This window comes from Mesorhizobium sp. M6A.T.Ce.TU.016.01.1.1, from assembly GCF_003997065.1.
In the GTDB taxonomy this organism is placed as follows: Bacteria; Pseudomonadota; Alphaproteobacteria; order Rhizobiales; family Rhizobiaceae; genus Mesorhizobium; species Mesorhizobium mediterraneum.
Window position 1 is genome coordinate 319,143 of record NZ_RZTJ01000005.1, and the last position, 17,532, is coordinate 336,674.

Sequence of the window (17,532 nt, forward strand, 5' to 3'; positions counted from 1 at the left end):
TTTCGATATGACCAACAATCTCGGCCGGACGCTGGTGGCGACCGGGCAGGCCGACAACGGCGTCGTCGCCATCAACGATTCCGATGGTGCGCTTGACGCCAAGCTGACCGCGTTCCTGACGATTGCTGTCGACAGCACGTCGGAAAGCCTGACGGCGGCACAGATCAGAGGTTACGCCGGGTTCATCCTGACCGACTCGACACCTGGCGGCGCCGTCACGTTGACGCTGCCGGCCAATTCGGTCGGTCGGTTCGGTGTAGTCAACAGTTGCGGCCAGACGGTGACGGTGACGATTTCCGGCCAGTCCGTGACGGCGCCGACAATCGCCGACGGCAAGAGCGATACGCTGATCAGCGACGGCGTCAACGTCCGCTACGCCTCGAGCTATGCCGTCCGCAGCTCCGATGCCTCGCGTATCGTCGAGATCAGCCAGATCGCCTACGACGCGCTGTCGCCTGCGGACGCCGACACGGTCTACCTCATCACCAGCTAAGGATCATTGGAAATGGCAGCGTTCAACAAATTCCAGTCGTTCGTCGAGGCGCTGGCCGAGAAGGTCCACAACCTCGGCGCCGATCAGCTCGTCGTCGCGCTCTGCGCGGCTGCGAATGCGCCGGTGGCGGGCAATTCGGTTCTGGCCGATCTGACGCAGGTCGCCTACACCAACCTGTCGTCGCGCAACATCACCACGTCGGCCTCGGCGCAGACCGCCGGCACCTACAAGCTGACGCTGGCAGACCTGGTGCTGACCGCGTCCGGCGGATCGGTCGCGGCGTTTCGATACATCGTGATCTATAACGATACGCCGACCTCGCCGGCCGACCCGCTGATCGGCTGGTATGACTACGGCTCCGATCTCACCCTTGCCGACGGCGAAAGCCTGACGATCGACTTCGATGGTTCGGCCGGCGTCCTGACGATCGCGTAAAGCAGCCATGGCCGGCTTGAAGCTTGGCGCGACGTCGCCGCTGAAGGTGTATCTCGGCGCCACTGCGGTGTCGAAGATCTATTTTGGCGCCACCGAAATCTGGGCCGCCGGCGGGAGCGGTGCGACGCTTGTTGCTGCGGCGGGTTCCTTCGCACTCACCGGCAGCACTGCGACGTTGAAGCGTGCCCTCAAGATGTCGGCGGCGGCCGGCAGCTTCATCCTTACCGGGAATCCCGCTACCCTTTTCCAGGGCATCCCGCCTCTCGTCGCGGATGCTGGTTCGTTTGTGCTTACGGGCAACGCGACGGCTCTCCTCTACGGCAGGCGTTTGGCGGCCGACGTCGGCGCCTTCGCCTTGACTGGGAATGCCGCCGGCCTGAAGCGGCAGTTTCGCATGGCCGCAGGAGCTGGAGCGTTCGCGTTGACCGGCAATGCGGCAACGCTGACAACCGGGGCGCCTTTCCCACTCGTCAACGGCACAAACACCAGCCTCAATGACACCCTCGTCACGTCGCACACGGTCCTGCTGCCGGCCTCGATAACAGTTGGCGAACTGTTGATCATCGTCATCACGCTCGGCGGAGCATCCACGACACTTTCGACACCGGCCGGTTGGAACCAACTGTTTAAAGTCGAAGGATCGAGCCGGACATCCGCGGGATACTATCGGGTTGCCACGGGGTCCGAGGGGGCAAGCGTTTCGGTCACATCCGGGGCGACTCGCAAATCCAGGCATCAGTCCTTCCGTATTTCGAACTATCAGGGCACACCGGAAGCGACCGCAGCCAACTCGCTCAGCACCAATCCGGACCCGCCGACGCTTACTCCAAGCTGGGGCAGCGACGACGTGCTGTGGATTGCATTTGAGGGCCATCGCGGAGGGACGTCGTCGCCGACAACTGCGGCACCATCCGGCTATACGAACTTCGCTACAGGCACGACGACAGGAGCGGCCAACGATGATGCGGTATGTTCCACCGCAAGGCTTACCTCTGTCGCCTCATCGGAAAACCCTGGAGTCTTCACGGTGGTCAACAGCAACTGGGTCGCCGCGACGATGGCTATCCGTGGGACGTAGCTGCTGCTCATGTGCTCTGATCAGCATCTGCTTTAGATGCAGGGCTTTCTTTCGGGCGCCGGCTGGGCGCTTGTTAAAGATGACCACCATCGTCCAGCCATCGTCGGCCTTGATCGCCAGGGATAGGCTCCCTGGCATCGAACCAAGATGCCATGCAACTGCAGGTTCGAGGAACCAGCCGTACCCGTAGTTGATGCCTGTGTAGAAAGAAGGGGCCGGCGCCTTGGGCGGCAGCGGTCTGGCGCTGGAGGCAAACTGGAACAAACCCTCGGCGGTTGCTGACCATCCATAGGCGGCGCCTTTTGTGCGGTCGCTCAGGCTAAATCCCTCGATTCCAGCTAGGACTTTCTGGCTTGCATAATCGTCGTATCGCTGCCCGGACACGCGAGCGATCAGCAGGCCGAGCCAGCAATAGTTGAGGTTCGCGTATTCCCACTTTGTGCCGGGGGCGAAGTGGAGCGGGGTTGCGAGTTCCTCCTTGGCTATCAGCCAGCAATCGTCGCCGGTGTCTCTCTTGAAACTGACGGCATGGTCGAGGCCGGAAGTGTGTTGCAGCAGCATGCGGGGAGTGATGAGGCGGTAGCGATCGTCCTTTGCTCCGGCGAGTTCGTCTGGAAAGTATTTGGCGAGGCTGGCATCGAGATCGACAAGGCCGGCGTCGGCCAATTCGAAAACTGCGGCCGCCGTGATGGTCTTGGACAAAGACGCGATCGGCAGCGTCGCGTCAATTTTTAGATTCCCGAAACCGGCTTTCCGGACTGGCGACTGTCCGGCTGGCCCATAGGCAAAAACAGCACCATCAATATTTTCCTGCCGCATGAAATAGGCGACGACGTCCGCCGGAGTTCTTCGTTCGCGCCAGAATAGGGCTTCAGAGGCGATCGGCTTGACCGTAAAAAACGCCAAGGCAACGGAGCCGATAGCGCTGGCAATCAGAACGAAACGCTGGCGTCTGGTCATCACCAAGACTGCATCCCCAAGCCTGATGGCGGCCCGGCTTCGGGCTTCCTTGACGGGGGAGCGGGCAGCCGGGCCTTGGCCGACAGAAGTCAGACCCGGCGCGACACTGCCCCGACCAATCTGAAAACGCAACTTCCGCGATCACGCAACCTGCCCGCGAGGGCGGAAAGGAACTGCCATGCGCGTCGTCGACAACTGGCGGGCGGTGCTGAAGCACGCCTGGTCGGTTCGGCTGCTCTTTGTTGCGGCTGTGCTCTCCGGGCTCGAGGTGGCGCTGCCGCTGCTCCACGGCCTGCTGCCGATCTCGCCGCTCGTCTTCGCCGCTCTGTCGGGCCTCTGCGTCTGCGGCGCCTTCATCTCTCGCTTCGTCGTCCAGGAAAAACTCTCAGGAGATTCGAATGCCAAAAAATCAGATCAAGTCGAGTAGCCGCGCGAAGGCCGCGATCGCCGCCGTCATGGCGATGTCGAGCCTGGTCGGCGGCGCCTACTACGTCGTCCGCCCGAACCAGGAGCCTGTTCCGGCCGCTATCGTTCTCGCCTCCGGCACACTGGTCCAGCCGTGGGAAGGCCGGGAGCTCAGAGCCTACTACGACCGGATCGCCAAGCCGGCGGTCTGGACCATCTGTGATGGTGACACGGAGAACGTGAAGGCCGGCATGGTGGAAACGTCGGCCGGCTGCGACAAGCGGCTCCAGAAGCGGCTGACCAAGGATTTCTATCCTGGCCTCAAGAAGTGCATTGCCTCGTTCGACAAGAAGCCGGTGTCCTGGCAGGCGATGATGACCTCGCTTTCCTACAATGTCGGGGTCGGCGCGGCCTGCGGATCGACAGCCGCGCGGTTGGGCCGCGCCGGACAATATCAGGCGAGCTGCATCGCCGCGACCGCCTTCAACAAGGCTGGCGGCAAGATGATCATCGGCCTGGTGAAGCGGCGCGAGATGGGCGACGCCACTCGCATCGGCGAGGCCGAGCTCTGCGTGTCGGGGCTGAACTGATGACCGAGTTGAAGACATCGTGGTGGGAGCCGACCGATCATGATGCTTGATGTCAGTGTCTGTGTGCAGCCGAGAGCCGAAGACCGCGCTTTCATCGTCGTTTCCTGCCCGCTCAATGGGGAGTGCAAGTGGTCAGTCTGGAAGCGAGAGCCAGTCGGGGCGATGTGGACCTGGGACGGCAACGTCGAGGTGCCGACGATCCGGCCGTCAATCGATTGCCGGCAGGCCGGTTGCGGTCGGCATTTCTCCATCGAAGGCGGCAAAGCCGTCTCGCATCTCTGAGGTGATCTGAATGATGAAGCTCACTGATCTCGACCCGCGCTGGATCATGAAGGACGGCAAGCGCATCGGCTTTATCTTCCGATCGCCAACCCAGCGTGACAGACATCGCCAATATCAGTCCTGCTTTGAGACACCACCGTCGCATAAAGAGCAGTTCGAGATGTTCAACGACTTGGAGCAATACGGCGCCACCATCATCCAAGGCTGCAATCCCAATGCCAGATGGACGATTGCCGGCGGCATCGACACGGCGACTTTCGAAACGATGACCGTCACTCCGTCACTCGATGGCAGCCCTGGCGGTCTCTGGCATGGCTTCATCACCAACGGGCAGATCGTCGGAGGCATCTGATGAGCGACGAACAGGAAAAGCCGGCGCCGAAGAAGAAGGCCAGCTACATCGGCGTGCCGGCCGTGTTCAAGTTGGAGCTCGCCTGCAAGCACCTCAACGACGCCTATGGCGGCTTCGGCTGCTATGTCGTCGGCAGCGCCCTCGAGCGGCCAGACTGGCGGGATGTCGATGTCGTCCTGATCCTCGACGACAAGCAGTTCAAGCGCGAATTCCCGGCCGTCCGAGATTTCAGCACCGGCAACTTCGAATTCGATACCAAATGGCTGCTGCACGCCGTTGCCATCTCCGGTTGGTTGAAAGAGCAGACCGGTCTCCCAATCGACTTCAAGATCCAGCCGCAGACCTGGGCCAACGAGCGCCACCCGGGCACGCGGCATCCTCATGGTCTCCGTATTGCGAGGAGCAGTCGATGATCCCCGCGCTGATGGCTATGCCTTACGTCGGCCCATTCCTCGCCTTCGCGACCTCGCGCTTCGGCTTTCCGCTGATCGTCGCCGGCGGCATCGTCCTGGTCTATGAGGGCGTGCCCATCGGGCCGCTTCGCTACATTCCCTACGCCGGGCCGGCCCTGGCCTCGCTCGTCGACGGCCGTGTCGATCGCGAATACGCGCACGGCCAGCTCGCCGAACGCTTGGTCTGGCAGGAGCAGCAGCGAAAGGCACTCGCCCAGTTGGCTGCCAAGGCGGAGGCGAAGCAGAAAGAGATCGACGCCGCGGCTCAGGCTTATGTCGACCAACAGAACACCGACGCGGTTCGCATCGCCGACCTCGAGCAGGCGATCAGAGATCAGAAGGACGAAGACCTTGGCCCACCTGACCCCAAGTCGCCTGACCAAAAGACTGGCCCTGTGTGTCGCGCTGGCATTCCTGCAAGGGTGTCAACACAACTTGACGCCGTCGGCCGTTGACCCGCCGAAGCCGCATGTCGATCCCAGTGTGATGGCTGAATGCAAGGGCGTGGTGTCCATTCCGCACCGCTTCGTTCCCTATGACGAGCTCGTGCGTCTCCACGCGATCGATCGCCAGTCGCTTGGCGATTGCAAGCGCCGCGATCACGCCAAGGCTCTGACCATCAAGGCTTTGACGAAGTGAAGCTCTGGCTGACGGTCATGCTGATCTTCGCCGTGGTCTGCGTTATCGCGATCGCGATCCTTTCGAATTGAGCAGTGCATGGGGCGCGCGGGGACAAAATGGCGGACGAAAACATGGAAGTAGAGATCGCGCGCCTAGACGAAAGGCTGAAATCGATCGAGAGGATGCTGGTCGACGTCGTTGCCGGCCAGAAGGAAGCCATCAACGGCCGGCGCCGCGGTTATGAGGCGCAGGAGCGCACCGAACGCGAGATGATCGGCATCAATCACAGGCTGACCTCCGTCGAGAAAAGCGTCGAGGCGATCCGGCCGACGACCGTCGAGCTCGAGCGAGTCCGCGATCGCGTCGTCTTCGCTGGATCGCTCGGCAAGGTGCTGTGGGCGATCGGGAAGGGCGTCATCTCCGCTGCTGCCGGTGCAGCTGCCGCCTATTACGCTATGACTGGCCGGCCGCCGCCCTGATCATTTCCCATCGCCAGCAACATGATCGCCCGCCGTGCCGAAAGGTGCGGCGGGCTTTTTGCGTTCTTGGAACCGAAACGTTCAAAGTTTATTGAATCGGGTCTGTTGCGTTGGAGTTTGCATGAACGGGGCCAGGCTGACGTTTATCCCCCCGATGGAGCCCAAGCTGGTCGCCACGCCACCCGGCGGTGACGACTGGATTCACGAGATCAAGCTCGATGGCTACCGCGCCCAGGTCGTCATCAACAGCCCCGAGGATATCCGCGTTTTCACGAAGTCCGGCGCCGACTGGACGAGCAAGTTCACCGGCATCGTTGAGGCCGCCAGGGAGCTCGAGGTCGAGAATGCGATCATCGACGGCGAGGCTGTCGTTACCAATGAGGCCGGGCTGCCGGATTTCGGCGCGCTCCAAAAGGCCGTCCACAACGATCCTTACGCCATGATCCTCGGCGCCTTCGACATCCTTCATCTCGACGGCCACGACCTGCGCGACATCGGCTGCAAGGCGCGCCGCGAGATCCTCTACGGCATTATCAAGCCAAACAGCAGGATCCAGTTCAGCGAGGCCATGCCCGGTGACCCTAAGGCGATCTTTTACCTCGTCGACCAGGCCGGGATCGAGGGAATCGTCTCGAAACTCGCCGACAGTAAATATCGCAGCGGGCCGACGTCGAACTGGCAGAAGACCAAGAGCTTCACGATCGACGAATTCGAGCTGCTCGGCGTCGAGCGTGAGCAGGGCAAGGCGGCATTTGCGCTGCTGGCCGAGCCGGGAACCGGCAAATATGTCGGCTCGGCCTTCATCACCCTTGGCCGCGACATGAAAGAGCGACTGTGGAAGCGCGTACAGGAGCATGCCGGGCCGCCGCCAGCGGCCTTGAAGAAGCGGCCGGCGACGCAGTGGGTAACGCCCGGTGTCAAGCTGCGCGTCAAGCATCTCCGTGGCGACCACGCCCACATACGCCATGCGTCGCTGCTGGGTTTCAGCGACGAGGAGTAGCGTCGTTTTGGCATCGGCTCAGCCGCTCGACTGTTTCGATGATTGCTTTCGCCAGGGCTTCGCCCTCATGCACAGGCAACGGGCCGTAGAGCGCGTTTACCGCTTCCTCGCTCGGCAGCACGCCGGCCGGGCAGGTCATCTCGATCGCCATGCGCACCAGCTGCAGGCCCGTCCGCTCTTCATAGACGTAATTCTCTTCCATAGCTGCTGTTCTGGTGTCGGTCTGGCGATCGTCAAGGGCTCGCGCTATATCGCCGGGATGGCAGGCAGAACCATTCAGGACGTCATCGCCGGCGGCGACACGGTTATAGCGTGGTGCCACAATTCGCGGTGCGGGCATCATCAGGAGATCGACTTCCTCAAGCTGCGCGACCGGCTAGGGCCGGATCACGGGGCGATGCATGACGACCTGGTGCCGAAGCTTCGCTGCACAAAATGCCGCGGCAAGAAAGTCGGGATCACCGTACACCTGAAGAGCAACGAGAAGCGCGGCGGCGGGCCGACGACGTGGGGCATGAAGCTGCCGGACTGACATGCGCCCAGAAAGCGCCCAGATACGTGCCGGCAGCGCCCAGTTTCAGGGGGAATAGCTGGGCACAAACGGCACGAAAAAGCCCAGAAATCCGCCATTCCTGCGGTTTGAACGCTCGTTTACACCGAAGATGTCGGCGGTTCGAGCCCGTCATCGCCCACCATAAAATCAATAACTTCCGCCCAGAAGTCACCTCCGGGTTCATTGAACTCGGAGGCAAATCCAAAACGGCACCCGCTCTCCCTCAAATGCCGGGACTAAACACCTAGCAGCCTCTGTTATCTATGCGGCCGTCCGGCATTGTTGTGTTGCAAAGTTTCGCGTCCACAAGCAGCGCCGCATCTAAGTTTAGCACCAAATGCAAGTTTGCTCCCTCCAGGTTTGCGCCCGCCAGCTGAGCTTGCGCAAGGCGCGCGCCCCTTAGGCTTGCGCCAATCAAGACCGCTCCTGACAGGCTCGCATTTGACAGGTTTGCGCCAGAAAGGCTCGCCTTCGATAGGTTCGCATTCGACAGATTCGCGCCAGACAAGTTCGCGTAATTTAGGCTGGCGCCAGATAGTTCCGCGCCGGAGAGATTCGCACCGCTAAGGTCCGCACCATTCATGTTTGCTTCTTTGAGGTCGGCGCCCGTCAGGTTCGCATTGGTCAGGATCGCGCCCGGCAGATAGCTCCCCGTTATGCTGGCGCCCGATAGGTCGCAGTCTGCGCATGTGGGCTTGGACCTGAGACGCTCGACCGCATCCAAATCGAACGCAGTTGAGTAAGAAGTGCCCAGGCCAACGGCCAGCACAGTGGAAACTATCAGTTGTTGTACTCGCCATCCCAACATGTTTGCGGCTCTATTTGGAAAAATGCGACCCGCGGTTGCAATGCCGTAGATCGCCCAGCGTCTTGGTGTCGTTCCTAATGGCACGCCATCTGTCAACGATGCCTAGAAGCCATGCGGCGCGCCCAGTCGGTCAAGGCGATAGAACACAGGCCATGCGGCCGAATGGTATCACGGGGACCGGCTACCAAACACGATCTCAGGGTTGTTGCGGGCTAAACGGGAACAGATCAGGGCCGGATGGCGTCAGATCGACTGCGCCGCCCTTGCTCGAACAAAAGTTGCGTTTAGCATTGAAATATACTTCTATGTATGACGAAACAATAAAATATAAAAAAGTACCTTTGTTTTTAATTGTTGTTAACCATGTGATACCCGAGATTATCCGGTTAACGCTTGAGGAAATTATTGAGGTTACGTCTCGCGCCTTACTGATATATGAGTTGTAGCAATGTGCGGATTCGGGGGCTATTTCGGTTCGATCCGGGATGCGGAAGCTTTGCTTGCGCGCATGACAGCTGCGATCGCCCATCGCGGGCCGGATGAGCAAGGGAAATTTGTAGCACCCGACGCTGGACTCGGGCATGCGCGGCTGTCCGTGATCGGGATCGGTGATGGCCAGCAACCGATGTCCGACGTGTCAGGCAATTTGACGATTGCGTTCAACGGCGAGATTTTCAACTACGTGGAATTGCGCGAAGGGCTGATAGCCAAGGGCCGACGCTTCCGCACGTCGAGCGACACAGAGGTCATCCTGCAGCTGTATGACGAGATGGGCGAGGACTGCCTGCCTCTCCTGAACGGTGATTTCGCCTTCGCGATATGGGATAACAGGCATCGGCGCATGGTGCTTGCACGAGACCGAATGGGTGTTCGGCCGCTGTTCTACACGAGCAAGGACGGAGTGCTTTACTTCGCCTCGGAGATCAAAGCCCTGCTGAAGGTCCCCGGCGTCTCGGCCGAAATCGATCCGATTGCACTCGATCAGATATTTACGCTTTGGGCGCCGATTGCTCCGCGCACGGCTTTCCACAATATCCACGAGCTGGAGCCGGCAAGCGTGATGATCGCGACACAGGGTCAAGTCACGGTCAAACGCTATTGGCACCTGGACTATCCGCATCGGGACCAGCCGTCGAAAGTCACGAACGAGGGCGACGCGGCCGAGGAACTGCAGGCCCTTTTGACCGATGCGGTGAGACTTCGCATGCGGGCCGACGTGCCGGTCGGCTCCTATCTTTCGGGCGGGCTCGATTCATCCCTTGTTTCGGCACTTGCCGCCGGCATGACTCCTCGGAGGCTGCAGACATTTTCCGTAACGTTCGACAGCACCGAGCACGACGAAAGCGCCTTCCAGACCGAGATGGCTTCTGCACTTGGCACCCATCATCGAGCCATCGCCTGCCGTCCCGGCGATATCGCTCGTGTCTTTCCGGAAGTCATCCGCTTTGCCGAGCGGCCGATCATCCGCACGGCCCCGGCGCCTCTCTACCAGCTGTCCAGCCTGGTCCGCCAGGCTGGCCTGAAGGTCGTGCTGACCGGCGAGGGCGCCGACGAGGTCTTCGCAGGCTACGATGTCTTTAAGGAAGCGCGTGTTCGCCGATTCTGCGGACGTCAGCCGGCATCGCGCATAAGGCCACAGCTGTTCCGCAGGCTTTATCCCTATCTGCCGGGTCTGCAACAGCAATCTGTGGAGTACCTGTCCGCATTCTTTGGCACCAGCAACACTGCCCTCGACGATCCGCTATTCTCGCATCGGCCGCGCTTCAAGACCACGGCGGCGGCAAAGATCTTCTTTTCCGGTGACCTGCGTGCGGCCTTGAAGGGCTATGACGCGGCCGAGGACCTAGTCAGCCGGTTGCCCCAAGCATTTTCGCTGTGGCATCCACTGCATCAGGCACAATATCTCGAAACCCGCTTCCTTCTGCCGGGTTATATCCTCTCCAGCCAAGGCGATCGCATGGCGATGGCGCATGGTATCGAAGGACGTTTCCCTTTCCTCGATCCTCGTTTGGTGGAATTCGCAGCAAGACTGCCGCCGGAGATGAAGCTGAAGGGATTGGTGGAAAAGCACATACTGCGCAAGGCAGCCAAGTACCTGCTACCGACGGCGATCCGGAAGCGTACCAAACAACCTTACCGAGCCCCGGACGCAAGCTCCTTTGTTGGAGCCGGAGAACTGGATTATGTACGCGACTGCCTGAGCGAAGCGAGCATCGCCGCCGGCGGACTGTTCAACGCCAAGGCGGTGGCGAGCCTCCATGAGAAATGCCGCACTCAGCCAGTATCCGGGTTTCGCGACAACGCGGCCTTTGTCGGCATTTTGTCGACGCAGCTGTGGCAGAAGAATTTCACCGGCCAAGAGGTCGGCGCAGCACGAGCAGCTTGAGAGGGAAGGAAGTAAAATGGTTACAATCAAGGACAAGGTCAGAACGTTTATCGTCGACAACTTCTTGTTCGGCGACAAATCATTCCAGCTTGCAGATACGGACTCGCTGATCGAGAACGACATCATCGACTCGACCGCCGTGCTGGAATTGGTGGCATTCATCGAAGACGATTTCGGCATAGCGATGGTCGATTCCGACGTTGTGCCGGCCAATCTGGATTCGATTGAACGCCTCTCGTCCTTCATCAAGGCGAGAGCAGAAGCGCTGGCAGCGTAGGTGCAGTCAGCGAGGAGCGTCCATGCGGATCGAACATCTCCTGGCCGCCAAGGCCGCTGCCCATCCCGCCAAAACGGCATTGATCACCAAGGACAAAAGGCTGTGCTACGAAGAACTGGACGATCTTTCGAGCCGCCTGGCCGCCGCCCTTTTTGCGAACGGCGTCAGGCGCAACGACCGGGTCCTGATCTTCATGGACAATTGCTGGGAGGCTGCGGTCTCGATTTTCGCCGTCCTCAAGGCAGGGGCGACGTTCAGTCCGATCAACGCATCCACCAAGGCTGAAAAACTTGCCTACATCATCGCCGATTGCGACGCTGCCGCAATCCTCACGCAAGCAAAACTGATGCCCGTGGTCGCGGAGGCGTGCGGATCGAGCGGCAAGACCGGCATCTTCGTGGCTTCCACCGCTGATGCCGATAACCAATACCCGGCAGGTGCGACATCCCTGGCCGACTGCCTGACGCTCGAAGCCAGTGAGATCGACCACGGCGGCATCGACGTCGATCTGGCCATGCTCATCTACACCTCGGGCTCAACGGGCCGGCCCAAGGGCGTGATGATGACGCACCGCAATAGCGATGCGGCCGCGGACTCCATCACCACCTATCTGCGCAACGCGCCAGACGACATCATTTTGAATGTTCTTCCCCTTGCCTTCGACTATGGCCTCTATCAATTGCTGATGGCCGTTAGGCTCGGCGCCACGCTCGTGCTCGAAAAGTCCTTCGCTTTTCCTCAAGCGGTCTTTGAACGTATCCGCGAGGAGGGCGTCACCGGTCTTCCGCTCGTGCCCACGATGGCAGCGATGATCCTGCAGATGCGTGACCTGACGCCGGGTTTCCTGCCCAGCCTTCGCTATATTTCGAATACGGCGGCGGCGTTGCCGCAGGCGCACATAGAACGTCTGCGCTTCCTTTTTCCCGGTGTCAGGCTGTATTCGATGTATGGCCTGACGGAGTGCAAGCGCTGCACCTATCTGCCGCCCGAGGAGCTCGATCGCCGGCCGGGATCGGTCGGAATAGCCATTCCGAACACCGAAGCCTTCGTCGTCGACGAGGACGGGCAGCGAGTGCCATCGGGCGTTGCGGGTGAGTTGGTCATTCGCGGGCCGCATGTCATGCAGGGTTACTGGCGCAACGAAGCTGCAACCGAACGGACCCTGCGGCCTGGCCCGAACCCCTGGGAGAAGGTTCTCTACACCGGCGATCTGTTCAGGACCGATGAGGACGGCTTTCTCTATTTCGTCGGGCGCAAGGACGACATCATAAAGACGCGGGGAGAGAAGGTGGCCCCGAAGGAAGTGGAGGCCGTGCTTCACGCTCATCCGGGCATCGCGGAGGCCATTGTCGTCGGTGTGGCGGATCCGGTGCTCGGGCATGCGATCGGCGCACTTGTCATCCGCTCGGACCCGACGCTCAGCGAAAAGGATGTCATGCGCCACTGCGCACGTCATCTCGAGGATTTCATGGTTCCCAAGCTCGTAGAATTCCGCGCGGAATTGCCAAAGACGGATACGGGCAAGGTCAGCCGCCGGCTTGCTGCAGAGATGATGGAGGCCGCGCAATGAGTGTTCGCCCCAGCGAGGACGCGCAGGCCATTCTGGCGCAGGCTCTGGCTATCGACCCCGGCGCCGAAACGGACAGGATCGTGACCGCTTTGCGCCAGCAGTTGCGCGGTATTCGCAAGCGGGGCCTCACGCTCGGTCTTTCCGGCGGGATCGATTCAAGCGTTTCGGTGGCGTTGGCAGCGCGCGCCGTCGGGCCTCAGAATGTATTGTGCCTGTTCATGCCGGAAAACGATTCCGATCCGGAAAGTCTGCGGCTCGGCCGCCTTGTCGCCGACACGTTCGGTGTCGAGGCTATTGTGGAGGATATCGGACCGACCCTGCGCGCCATGGGCTGCTACCAGCGTCGCGACGCCTTCATCCGCGAATTGGTCCCGGAATACGGCGAAGGCTGGGCCTCGAAGATCGTGATCGCGAACGCGCTCGAGAGCGAGGGCTACAATATTTCCTCGCTGGTGGTGCAGGACCCCAAAGGCAAGCAGACGAAAATAAGAATGCCGCTGCCGGTCTATCTCGGGATCGTCGCTGCCACCAACATGAAACAGCGCACCCGCAAGCAGATCGAATACTATCATGCCGATCGGCTGAACTTCGCCGTTCTTGGAACGCCGAACCGGCTGGAATACGATCAGGGATTCTTCGTCAAGAACGGTGACGGCGCGGCCGACGTCAAGCCGATCGCACATCTCTATAAAACGCAGGTCTATGCGCTGGCGGCCTATCTCGGCGTTCCCGACGAAATCCGCAACCGGCCGCCTACCACCGATACCTACTCGCTGGCGCAGACGCAGGAGGAGTTCTACTTCTCGCTTCCCTATGACCGCATGGATATTTGCCTTTGCGGCCTCAACAAAGGCGTGGCGGCCGAAGTGGTGGGGCAGGCGGCGGGACTAGACGCCTCACAAGTGGAACGCGTCTGGGCAGACATCACCGCCAAGCGAAAAGCCACGCGCTATCTGCACCTGCGCCCGCAACTCGTTGATGAGGTGGAGGAAGTCGGTACCTGACCTGCCTCTCCAACCCGGCCACGGCGAGCGCTTCAGGTGAAGCGGCCGCCGATCAACTGGCTCCACTGCTCGCCCGCAAGCCCGTTCAGGAAAGCTTGTGAGTTCTTCATGGCATCCAAAAGCTCGGGATCGCGTGAATGCACCACGGTCGAGGCAACGGTCAGGAAAGCTATGCGTCGCCCAAGCATTGCTTCCAGAAGTGCAGGTTGAATGCGTCCGCGCAGGCCGCTGATGCCGCGCACGGTGGCATGATCGATCAGGCAGTCGATGACGGGACCCGCCTGGCCGGGGAGGGCGAGGATCTGCAGCACGCGACCGATTTCACCCGTCCGTGCGTGATAGGCGAATGCGCCGACATTGGTGCCGACTGGCGATGTCACGGAAACGTAGACAAGCTCGCCCAGATCCGTCTTTTGTGCCGCATCGGTCAGGATATGATCGAGTAGGCCTTCCGCCCAAGCCGGGCGCAGGGCGAACTGGGCGGTCAACGGTTCGATCAGCTTGGCAAATGTGTGACTGTCGATTTCGGACATCCGAAAGGCTCCGTGGCCTGCCCCGTCCGCCGCCACACCGGACCAGCGTCGTTCGCTCGACTTCATTCGTCTGCAATAAAATCGGTCGAGGGCGTGGGCAAACGGACTGAGCGTTCGGACAAGCTTCATGCGACTGGCGGAAAGGCCGAGCACAAAGGTCGACGGCCGCATTACGCGTACCCAGTCAAGGCTGTATTGCGGCAGGACCACGCCGCGCAGCCGGGTCCACAACTTCGTGGAGATATCATTGGCCGTCTCGCTGAAGGAGATGTCCTGCGGACCATCCAAATAAGCTTTCAACAAGCGAGCGCCGGCCATCGGGTCGCGCTCATGATCCTCGACCATGAGCGAGCTGCAAATGGCGGCTCGTAATTGTCGGCCGTTGAACTGCATCGGCAATACGTGAACGCCGACAAACCCAGAGACGCGGCCGGCGTCGTTGACATGGACAAGCGACCGCAGATCGCCTCCGCAACCCGGCGCCTCCAGATAAAACCGTCTCATATATTCGATGAGCGCGGCCGGCGCTTCGGTCCGTTCTTTGCGCAGCACGCGTTGAAACATGCCCGCGACTGCAGGAAGATCGGCACCCTCAAAGGCGCGAATTACGCTCAAGCGCGGCTCCCGCCATCGGAGTCCCGTCCACCGCGTTTCCGGACCAAAGGAGAGCTGTGGTGTTGCGGCAAGGGCAGTCTCTTTGCTTGAACGGATGAAACCAGCGTTGCTGTACCAACTTCGGGTAAACCGATGTTAAAGTTTTGGTAGCGAACCGAGTGCATTGGCGCGGCCTTGCTTCGTCGGCGCCGCGGAACGTCTGGCGAGGCCCCAGCCCTGAACCCGACAGCCTTGTAGAAGTTCAGCGCGTCAATATTCCGCCGCATGACTTCAAGGCAAAGCCCGGTTGAACCGCAGGCGGCAAGGCGCTGATCGAGAAAGACCATCGCTCGCCTGCCGATGACTTTTCCGCGCGCCTGCGACAACAGGTCGATATGGCCTTGCAAGGGATAGGCGGCCAGCGCTTGCGGTACGGCGAAATTGGGATGATGGATTTGTGCCGCAGCCAATCGCTGCCGCGCCAGCGGGAGCTGTCGGGTCCAGGGGTCGGCCACGCGCGCTTAAAGGTTGGGATACCACTTTTGCGGCCATGCTGGCATTGAAGGAATTTGTGTCGGCTGCGCCAAGGAGGTAGCCGCAGGCACCTGCGGGGCCATCGACGATGAACGCCAGATCGGGTTCGAGGACCTGGTAGGGAATGGTGTAGACAGGCCGAGTAGCTCCGGGTCGTCGTCGCGGCCGGCCGCGTCCTTGCCTTGAGGCAAATCATGGCAAGTGCCGGATGATCGGCTGTTGTTGCCGGCCGCAGGAAAAACCGTCACCGAAATCGAGGATCACGGCGGAAGGAGCCGAAAATCCTTGCCCTCGGGCAGCAATTGCCCCCCATCCACGATGATGGTCGTGCCGGTGATGTAGCTGGCATCGTCCGAGGCCAGGAACAGGAAGGCGTTGGCCACGTCGCGCGGGCTGCCGAGCCGGCCGAGTGGAATGGAATCCTGCATGTTCTTGATATAGGCCGCGCCGCGATGCATCTGGATTGCTTCGGTGAGGATGTTGCCGGGCTCAACGCCGTTGACAGTGACGCCGTAGCCGGAGAATTCCAGCGCCGCCGAACGGATGAAGCCGTTGATGCCGGCCTTGCTGGCGGCGTAGTGGCCGTGACCGGGGCTGGTGACGTGCGGGCCGGTAATCGACGAGGTGTAGAGCATGCGCCCAAAGCGCTGCGCCTTCATCGGCGCCAGCGCAGCAAGAGTGGCATTGAAGGTGCCGCGCAGATTGACGGCCATGACCCGGTCCCAGTCGTCCGGACTGGTGTTCTCGATGAGCTGCCAGGGGTAGATCCCGGCATTCTGGACCAGGATGTCGAGACGGCCGTGATGTTCGAGCGCCAGCGCAACGGCGGCCTCCGCATCGGCCATCTGTGAGATGTCGGTGCGAATGAAGGCAGCGCCGAGTTCGTCCGCGGTCGCTTGCCCGGCCTCAACCTCGGTATCGGCCAGGACCAGCTTTGCGCCCTCTTCGGCAAAGCGTTGTGCGATGCCCTTGCCGATGCCGCGCGCACTGCCGACGATCAGCGCGACCCTGTTTTCGAGACGGCCAGTCATGCCAGCCTCTGGCGAATGGTTTGCTTGAATGCGTCGAGCAGCACGGCGGCAAGCACGAGCAGGCCGTGGATCACTTGGGTGAAGTTGGCCGGCAGGCCCATGAGGTTGATCGCCGTGTTGATGGCCGACAGCAAAAGCACACCGGCATAGACTCCGGGCAGGGTGCCGACGCCACCCTTCAGACTGACACCGCCGATGACGACGGCGGCGAAGGCGTTGAACAGCAGGCCGACGCCCAGATTGGCGGTGGCGCCGGAGGTGCGGATCGCCAGCAGCCAGCCGGCAAGGCCGGCTATGGCGCCAGCGAGAACAAAGGCAATGACGAGGTTGCGGTTCACGCGGATGCCGGCGCGGAAGGTTGCGGTCTCGTTGCCACCGATCATGACGAGATGCCTGCCGAACGGTGTCTTGGCCATAATCAGCGAGAAGACCACGAAACACGAAATGGCGATCCAGGCGGTGAGGGGGAGGCCAAGGAGCCGCTGAATGCCGAACCAGCGGATCGCCGGCGCAAGGTCCTGCGCAGAGCGGCCGCCGGAAATAACCAGCACAAGGCCGCGCACCCAGATGTAGGACGCGAGCGTGATGATGAAAGCACTCATCTTCACTTTCACGACCAAATAGCCGTTGATGACGCCGATGATGCCGCCGACAATCAGGGCAAGCAGCAGCGAAACCGGAACCATCAGCCATTCCGGGTGCAATTGAACGCCAAGGCCGATACCGGCCGAGCAGAACAGGATGCCGACCGCCATGGCGCCGAGCGCCGCCACGGATTCGACCGACAGGTCCATGTGTCCGGTGATGATGACCAGCGCCAGGCCGATCGACATGACACCGAGCACGCTCGACGCCTCTATGATGTTGGCGAAGATGCCGAGCTGGAAATAGTTCGGAATGAAAATGGAGAAGACCACCAGCACGAAGACCAGCATGAACCAGACGAGGTTGTCGAGGGCGAACTCGAGGGCGCGGCGCGTGCGGGGATTCATGTGCTGATCCGGCTGGCGCATGACCCCGAAAACCGATTCGATTTTCGGAAAGGATCATGCGCGGATTGAAATTGCTGCAGCGTCCCTCGCGCCTGTTCGGACG

The 17,532-nt window shown here is 61.0% G+C and carries 25 protein-coding genes; 17 read left to right on the forward strand and 8 right to left on the reverse strand.

What is annotated here, in order from left to right; translation table 11 throughout:
* The first annotated feature begins 7 nt into the window (after positions 1–7).
* Genes EOC94_RS12970 through EOC94_RS12980 form a run of 3 tightly spaced genes read left to right on the forward strand, consistent with a single transcriptional unit; the run spans position 8 to position 2,006 of the window.
* Complete coding sequence (locus tag EOC94_RS12970) at positions 8–493, forward strand: hypothetical protein (protein WP_127290895.1); 486 nt, start codon at positions 8–10, stop codon at positions 491–493.
* Positions 494–505: 12 nt separating this feature from the next.
* Entirely contained in the window at positions 506–928 is a 423-nt protein-coding gene (locus EOC94_RS12975) for a hypothetical protein (RefSeq protein ID WP_127290897.1), read from the forward strand.
* Between the two features lie 7 nt (positions 929–935).
* Positions 936–2,006, forward strand: a complete 1,071-nt coding sequence (locus EOC94_RS12980; protein WP_127290899.1) for a hypothetical protein — start codon at positions 936–938, stop codon at positions 2,004–2,006.
* On the opposite strand, the gene EOC94_RS12985 is transcribed toward EOC94_RS12980, so the two are convergent.
* Positions 1,929–2,966: a serine hydrolase domain-containing protein gene (locus EOC94_RS12985; RefSeq protein ID WP_127290901.1), complete on the reverse strand. Its 1,038-nt coding sequence runs from the start codon at positions 2,964–2,966 to the stop codon at positions 1,929–1,931. The two genes, EOC94_RS12980 and EOC94_RS12985, sit on opposite strands and share 78 nt — an antisense overlap.
* 178 nt (positions 2,967–3,144) lie before the next feature.
* Between EOC94_RS12985 and EOC94_RS12990 the strand changes: the two genes are divergently transcribed.
* The 9 genes from EOC94_RS12990 to EOC94_RS13025 all read left to right on the forward strand — a co-directional run bounded on the left by EOC94_RS12990 (position 3,145) and on the right by EOC94_RS13025 (position 7,147).
* Positions 3,145–3,393: a hypothetical protein gene (locus tag EOC94_RS12990; RefSeq protein ID WP_127290903.1), complete on the forward strand. Its 249-nt coding sequence runs from the start codon at positions 3,145–3,147 to the stop codon at positions 3,391–3,393.
* Positions 3,365–3,961 carry a lysozyme gene (locus EOC94_RS12995; RefSeq protein ID WP_127290905.1) on the forward strand — a complete coding sequence of 199 codons (597 nt, stop codon included), beginning with the start codon at positions 3,365–3,367 and terminating at the stop codon, positions 3,959–3,961. Before EOC94_RS12990 ends, EOC94_RS12995 begins: the two co-directional genes overlap by 29 nt.
* Positions 3,962–4,000: 39 nt before the next feature.
* Positions 4,001–4,243, forward strand: coding sequence for a DUF6527 family protein (locus EOC94_RS13000; RefSeq protein WP_127290907.1), 243 nt, complete (start codon positions 4,001–4,003; stop codon positions 4,241–4,243).
* A gap of 10 nt (positions 4,244–4,253) precedes the next feature.
* Positions 4,254–4,595, forward strand: a complete 342-nt coding sequence (locus tag EOC94_RS13005; RefSeq protein ID WP_127290909.1) for a hypothetical protein — start codon at positions 4,254–4,256, stop codon at positions 4,593–4,595.
* The gene (locus EOC94_RS13010; protein ID WP_127290911.1) at positions 4,595–5,008 is read left to right on the forward strand and encodes a hypothetical protein; all 414 of its coding nucleotides are present in this window, start codon (positions 4,595–4,597) and stop codon (positions 5,006–5,008) included. The genes EOC94_RS13005 and EOC94_RS13010 overlap by 1 nt, the downstream gene beginning before the upstream one ends.
* The gene (locus EOC94_RS13015; protein ID WP_127290913.1) at positions 5,005–5,502 is read left to right on the forward strand and encodes a hypothetical protein; all 498 of its coding nucleotides are present in this window, start codon (positions 5,005–5,007) and stop codon (positions 5,500–5,502) included. The genes EOC94_RS13010 and EOC94_RS13015 overlap by 4 nt, the downstream gene beginning before the upstream one ends.
* Before the next feature lie 31 nt (positions 5,503–5,533).
* Positions 5,534–5,686: a hypothetical protein gene (locus EOC94_RS34080; RefSeq protein ID WP_185928221.1), complete on the forward strand. Its 153-nt coding sequence runs from the start codon at positions 5,534–5,536 to the stop codon at positions 5,684–5,686.
* A 98-nt stretch (positions 5,687–5,784) separates the two neighbouring features.
* On the forward strand, positions 5,785–6,147 hold the full coding sequence (locus EOC94_RS13020; protein WP_127290915.1) for a hypothetical protein: 363 nt from the start codon (positions 5,785–5,787) through the stop codon (positions 6,145–6,147).
* Between the two features lie 121 nt (positions 6,148–6,268).
* On the forward strand, positions 6,269–7,147 hold the full coding sequence (locus EOC94_RS13025; RefSeq protein WP_127290917.1) for an ATP-dependent DNA ligase: 879 nt from the start codon (positions 6,269–6,271) through the stop codon (positions 7,145–7,147).
* Here EOC94_RS13025 and EOC94_RS13030 read toward each other — a convergent pair.
* A complete protein-coding gene (locus EOC94_RS13030; RefSeq protein ID WP_127290919.1) occupies positions 7,131–7,349 on the reverse strand; it encodes a hypothetical protein in 219 nt (72 codons plus the stop codon). The two genes, EOC94_RS13025 and EOC94_RS13030, sit on opposite strands and share 17 nt — an antisense overlap.
* A gap of 57 nt (positions 7,350–7,406) precedes the next feature.
* Between EOC94_RS13030 and EOC94_RS13035 the strand changes: the two genes are divergently transcribed.
* The gene (locus tag EOC94_RS13035; protein ID WP_127290921.1) at positions 7,407–7,679 is read left to right on the forward strand and encodes a hypothetical protein; all 273 of its coding nucleotides are present in this window, start codon (positions 7,407–7,409) and stop codon (positions 7,677–7,679) included.
* A 265-nt stretch (positions 7,680–7,944) separates the two neighbouring features.
* On the opposite strand, the gene EOC94_RS13040 is transcribed toward EOC94_RS13035, so the two are convergent.
* Together EOC94_RS13040 and EOC94_RS34555 are read right to left on the reverse strand one after the other, a co-directional pair.
* Positions 7,945–8,604: a pentapeptide repeat-containing protein gene (locus tag EOC94_RS13040; RefSeq protein ID WP_210212076.1), complete on the reverse strand. Its 660-nt coding sequence runs from the start codon at positions 8,602–8,604 to the stop codon at positions 7,945–7,947.
* A 100-nt stretch (positions 8,605–8,704) separates the two neighbouring features.
* Positions 8,705–9,130, reverse strand: coding sequence for a hypothetical protein (locus EOC94_RS34555; RefSeq protein WP_245465563.1), 426 nt, complete (start codon positions 9,128–9,130; stop codon positions 8,705–8,707).
* On the opposite strand from EOC94_RS34555, the gene asnB reads away from it, so the two are divergent.
* Genes asnB through nadE form a run of 4 tightly spaced genes read left to right on the forward strand, consistent with a single transcriptional unit; the run spans position 9,017 to position 13,745 of the window.
* The gene (gene asnB, locus EOC94_RS13045) at positions 9,017–10,894 is read left to right on the forward strand and encodes an asparagine synthase (glutamine-hydrolyzing) (RefSeq protein ID WP_245465562.1); all 1,878 of its coding nucleotides are present in this window, start codon (positions 9,017–9,019) and stop codon (positions 10,892–10,894) included. The genes EOC94_RS34555 and asnB overlap by 114 nt on opposite strands.
* 16 nt (positions 10,895–10,910) lie before the next feature.
* Positions 10,911–11,171 carry an acyl carrier protein gene (locus tag EOC94_RS13050; protein ID WP_095489621.1) on the forward strand — a complete coding sequence of 87 codons (261 nt, stop codon included), beginning with the start codon at positions 10,911–10,913 and terminating at the stop codon, positions 11,169–11,171.
* A 22-nt stretch (positions 11,172–11,193) separates the two neighbouring features.
* Entirely contained in the window at positions 11,194–12,741 is a 1,548-nt protein-coding gene (locus EOC94_RS13055) for an AMP-binding protein (protein ID WP_127290925.1), read from the forward strand.
* Complete coding sequence (gene nadE / locus EOC94_RS13060) at positions 12,738–13,745, forward strand: NAD(+) synthase (protein ID WP_127290927.1); 1,008 nt, start codon at positions 12,738–12,740, stop codon at positions 13,743–13,745. Before EOC94_RS13055 ends, nadE begins: the two co-directional genes overlap by 4 nt.
* Positions 13,746–13,777: 32 nt before the next feature.
* On the opposite strand, the gene EOC94_RS13065 is transcribed toward nadE, so the two are convergent.
* From EOC94_RS13065 to EOC94_RS13080, 4 genes are all read right to left on the reverse strand, one after another.
* Complete coding sequence (locus EOC94_RS13065) at positions 13,778–14,893, reverse strand: hypothetical protein (protein ID WP_127290929.1); 1,116 nt, start codon at positions 14,891–14,893, stop codon at positions 13,778–13,780.
* Complete coding sequence (locus EOC94_RS34085) at positions 14,890–15,342, reverse strand: hypothetical protein (protein WP_185928222.1); 453 nt, start codon at positions 15,340–15,342, stop codon at positions 14,890–14,892. Before EOC94_RS34085 ends, EOC94_RS13065 begins: the two co-directional genes overlap by 4 nt.
* 324 nt (positions 15,343–15,666) lie before the next feature.
* Positions 15,667–16,437 (reverse strand): SDR family oxidoreductase, encoded by a 771-nt coding sequence (locus EOC94_RS13075; protein ID WP_127290931.1) that lies wholly within the window; start codon positions 16,435–16,437, stop codon positions 15,667–15,669.
* Positions 16,434–17,429, reverse strand: coding sequence for an ABC transporter permease (locus EOC94_RS13080; RefSeq protein ID WP_127290933.1), 996 nt, complete (start codon positions 17,427–17,429; stop codon positions 16,434–16,436). The genes EOC94_RS13075 and EOC94_RS13080 overlap by 4 nt, the downstream gene beginning before the upstream one ends.
* Positions 17,430–17,532 lie beyond the last annotated feature (103 nt).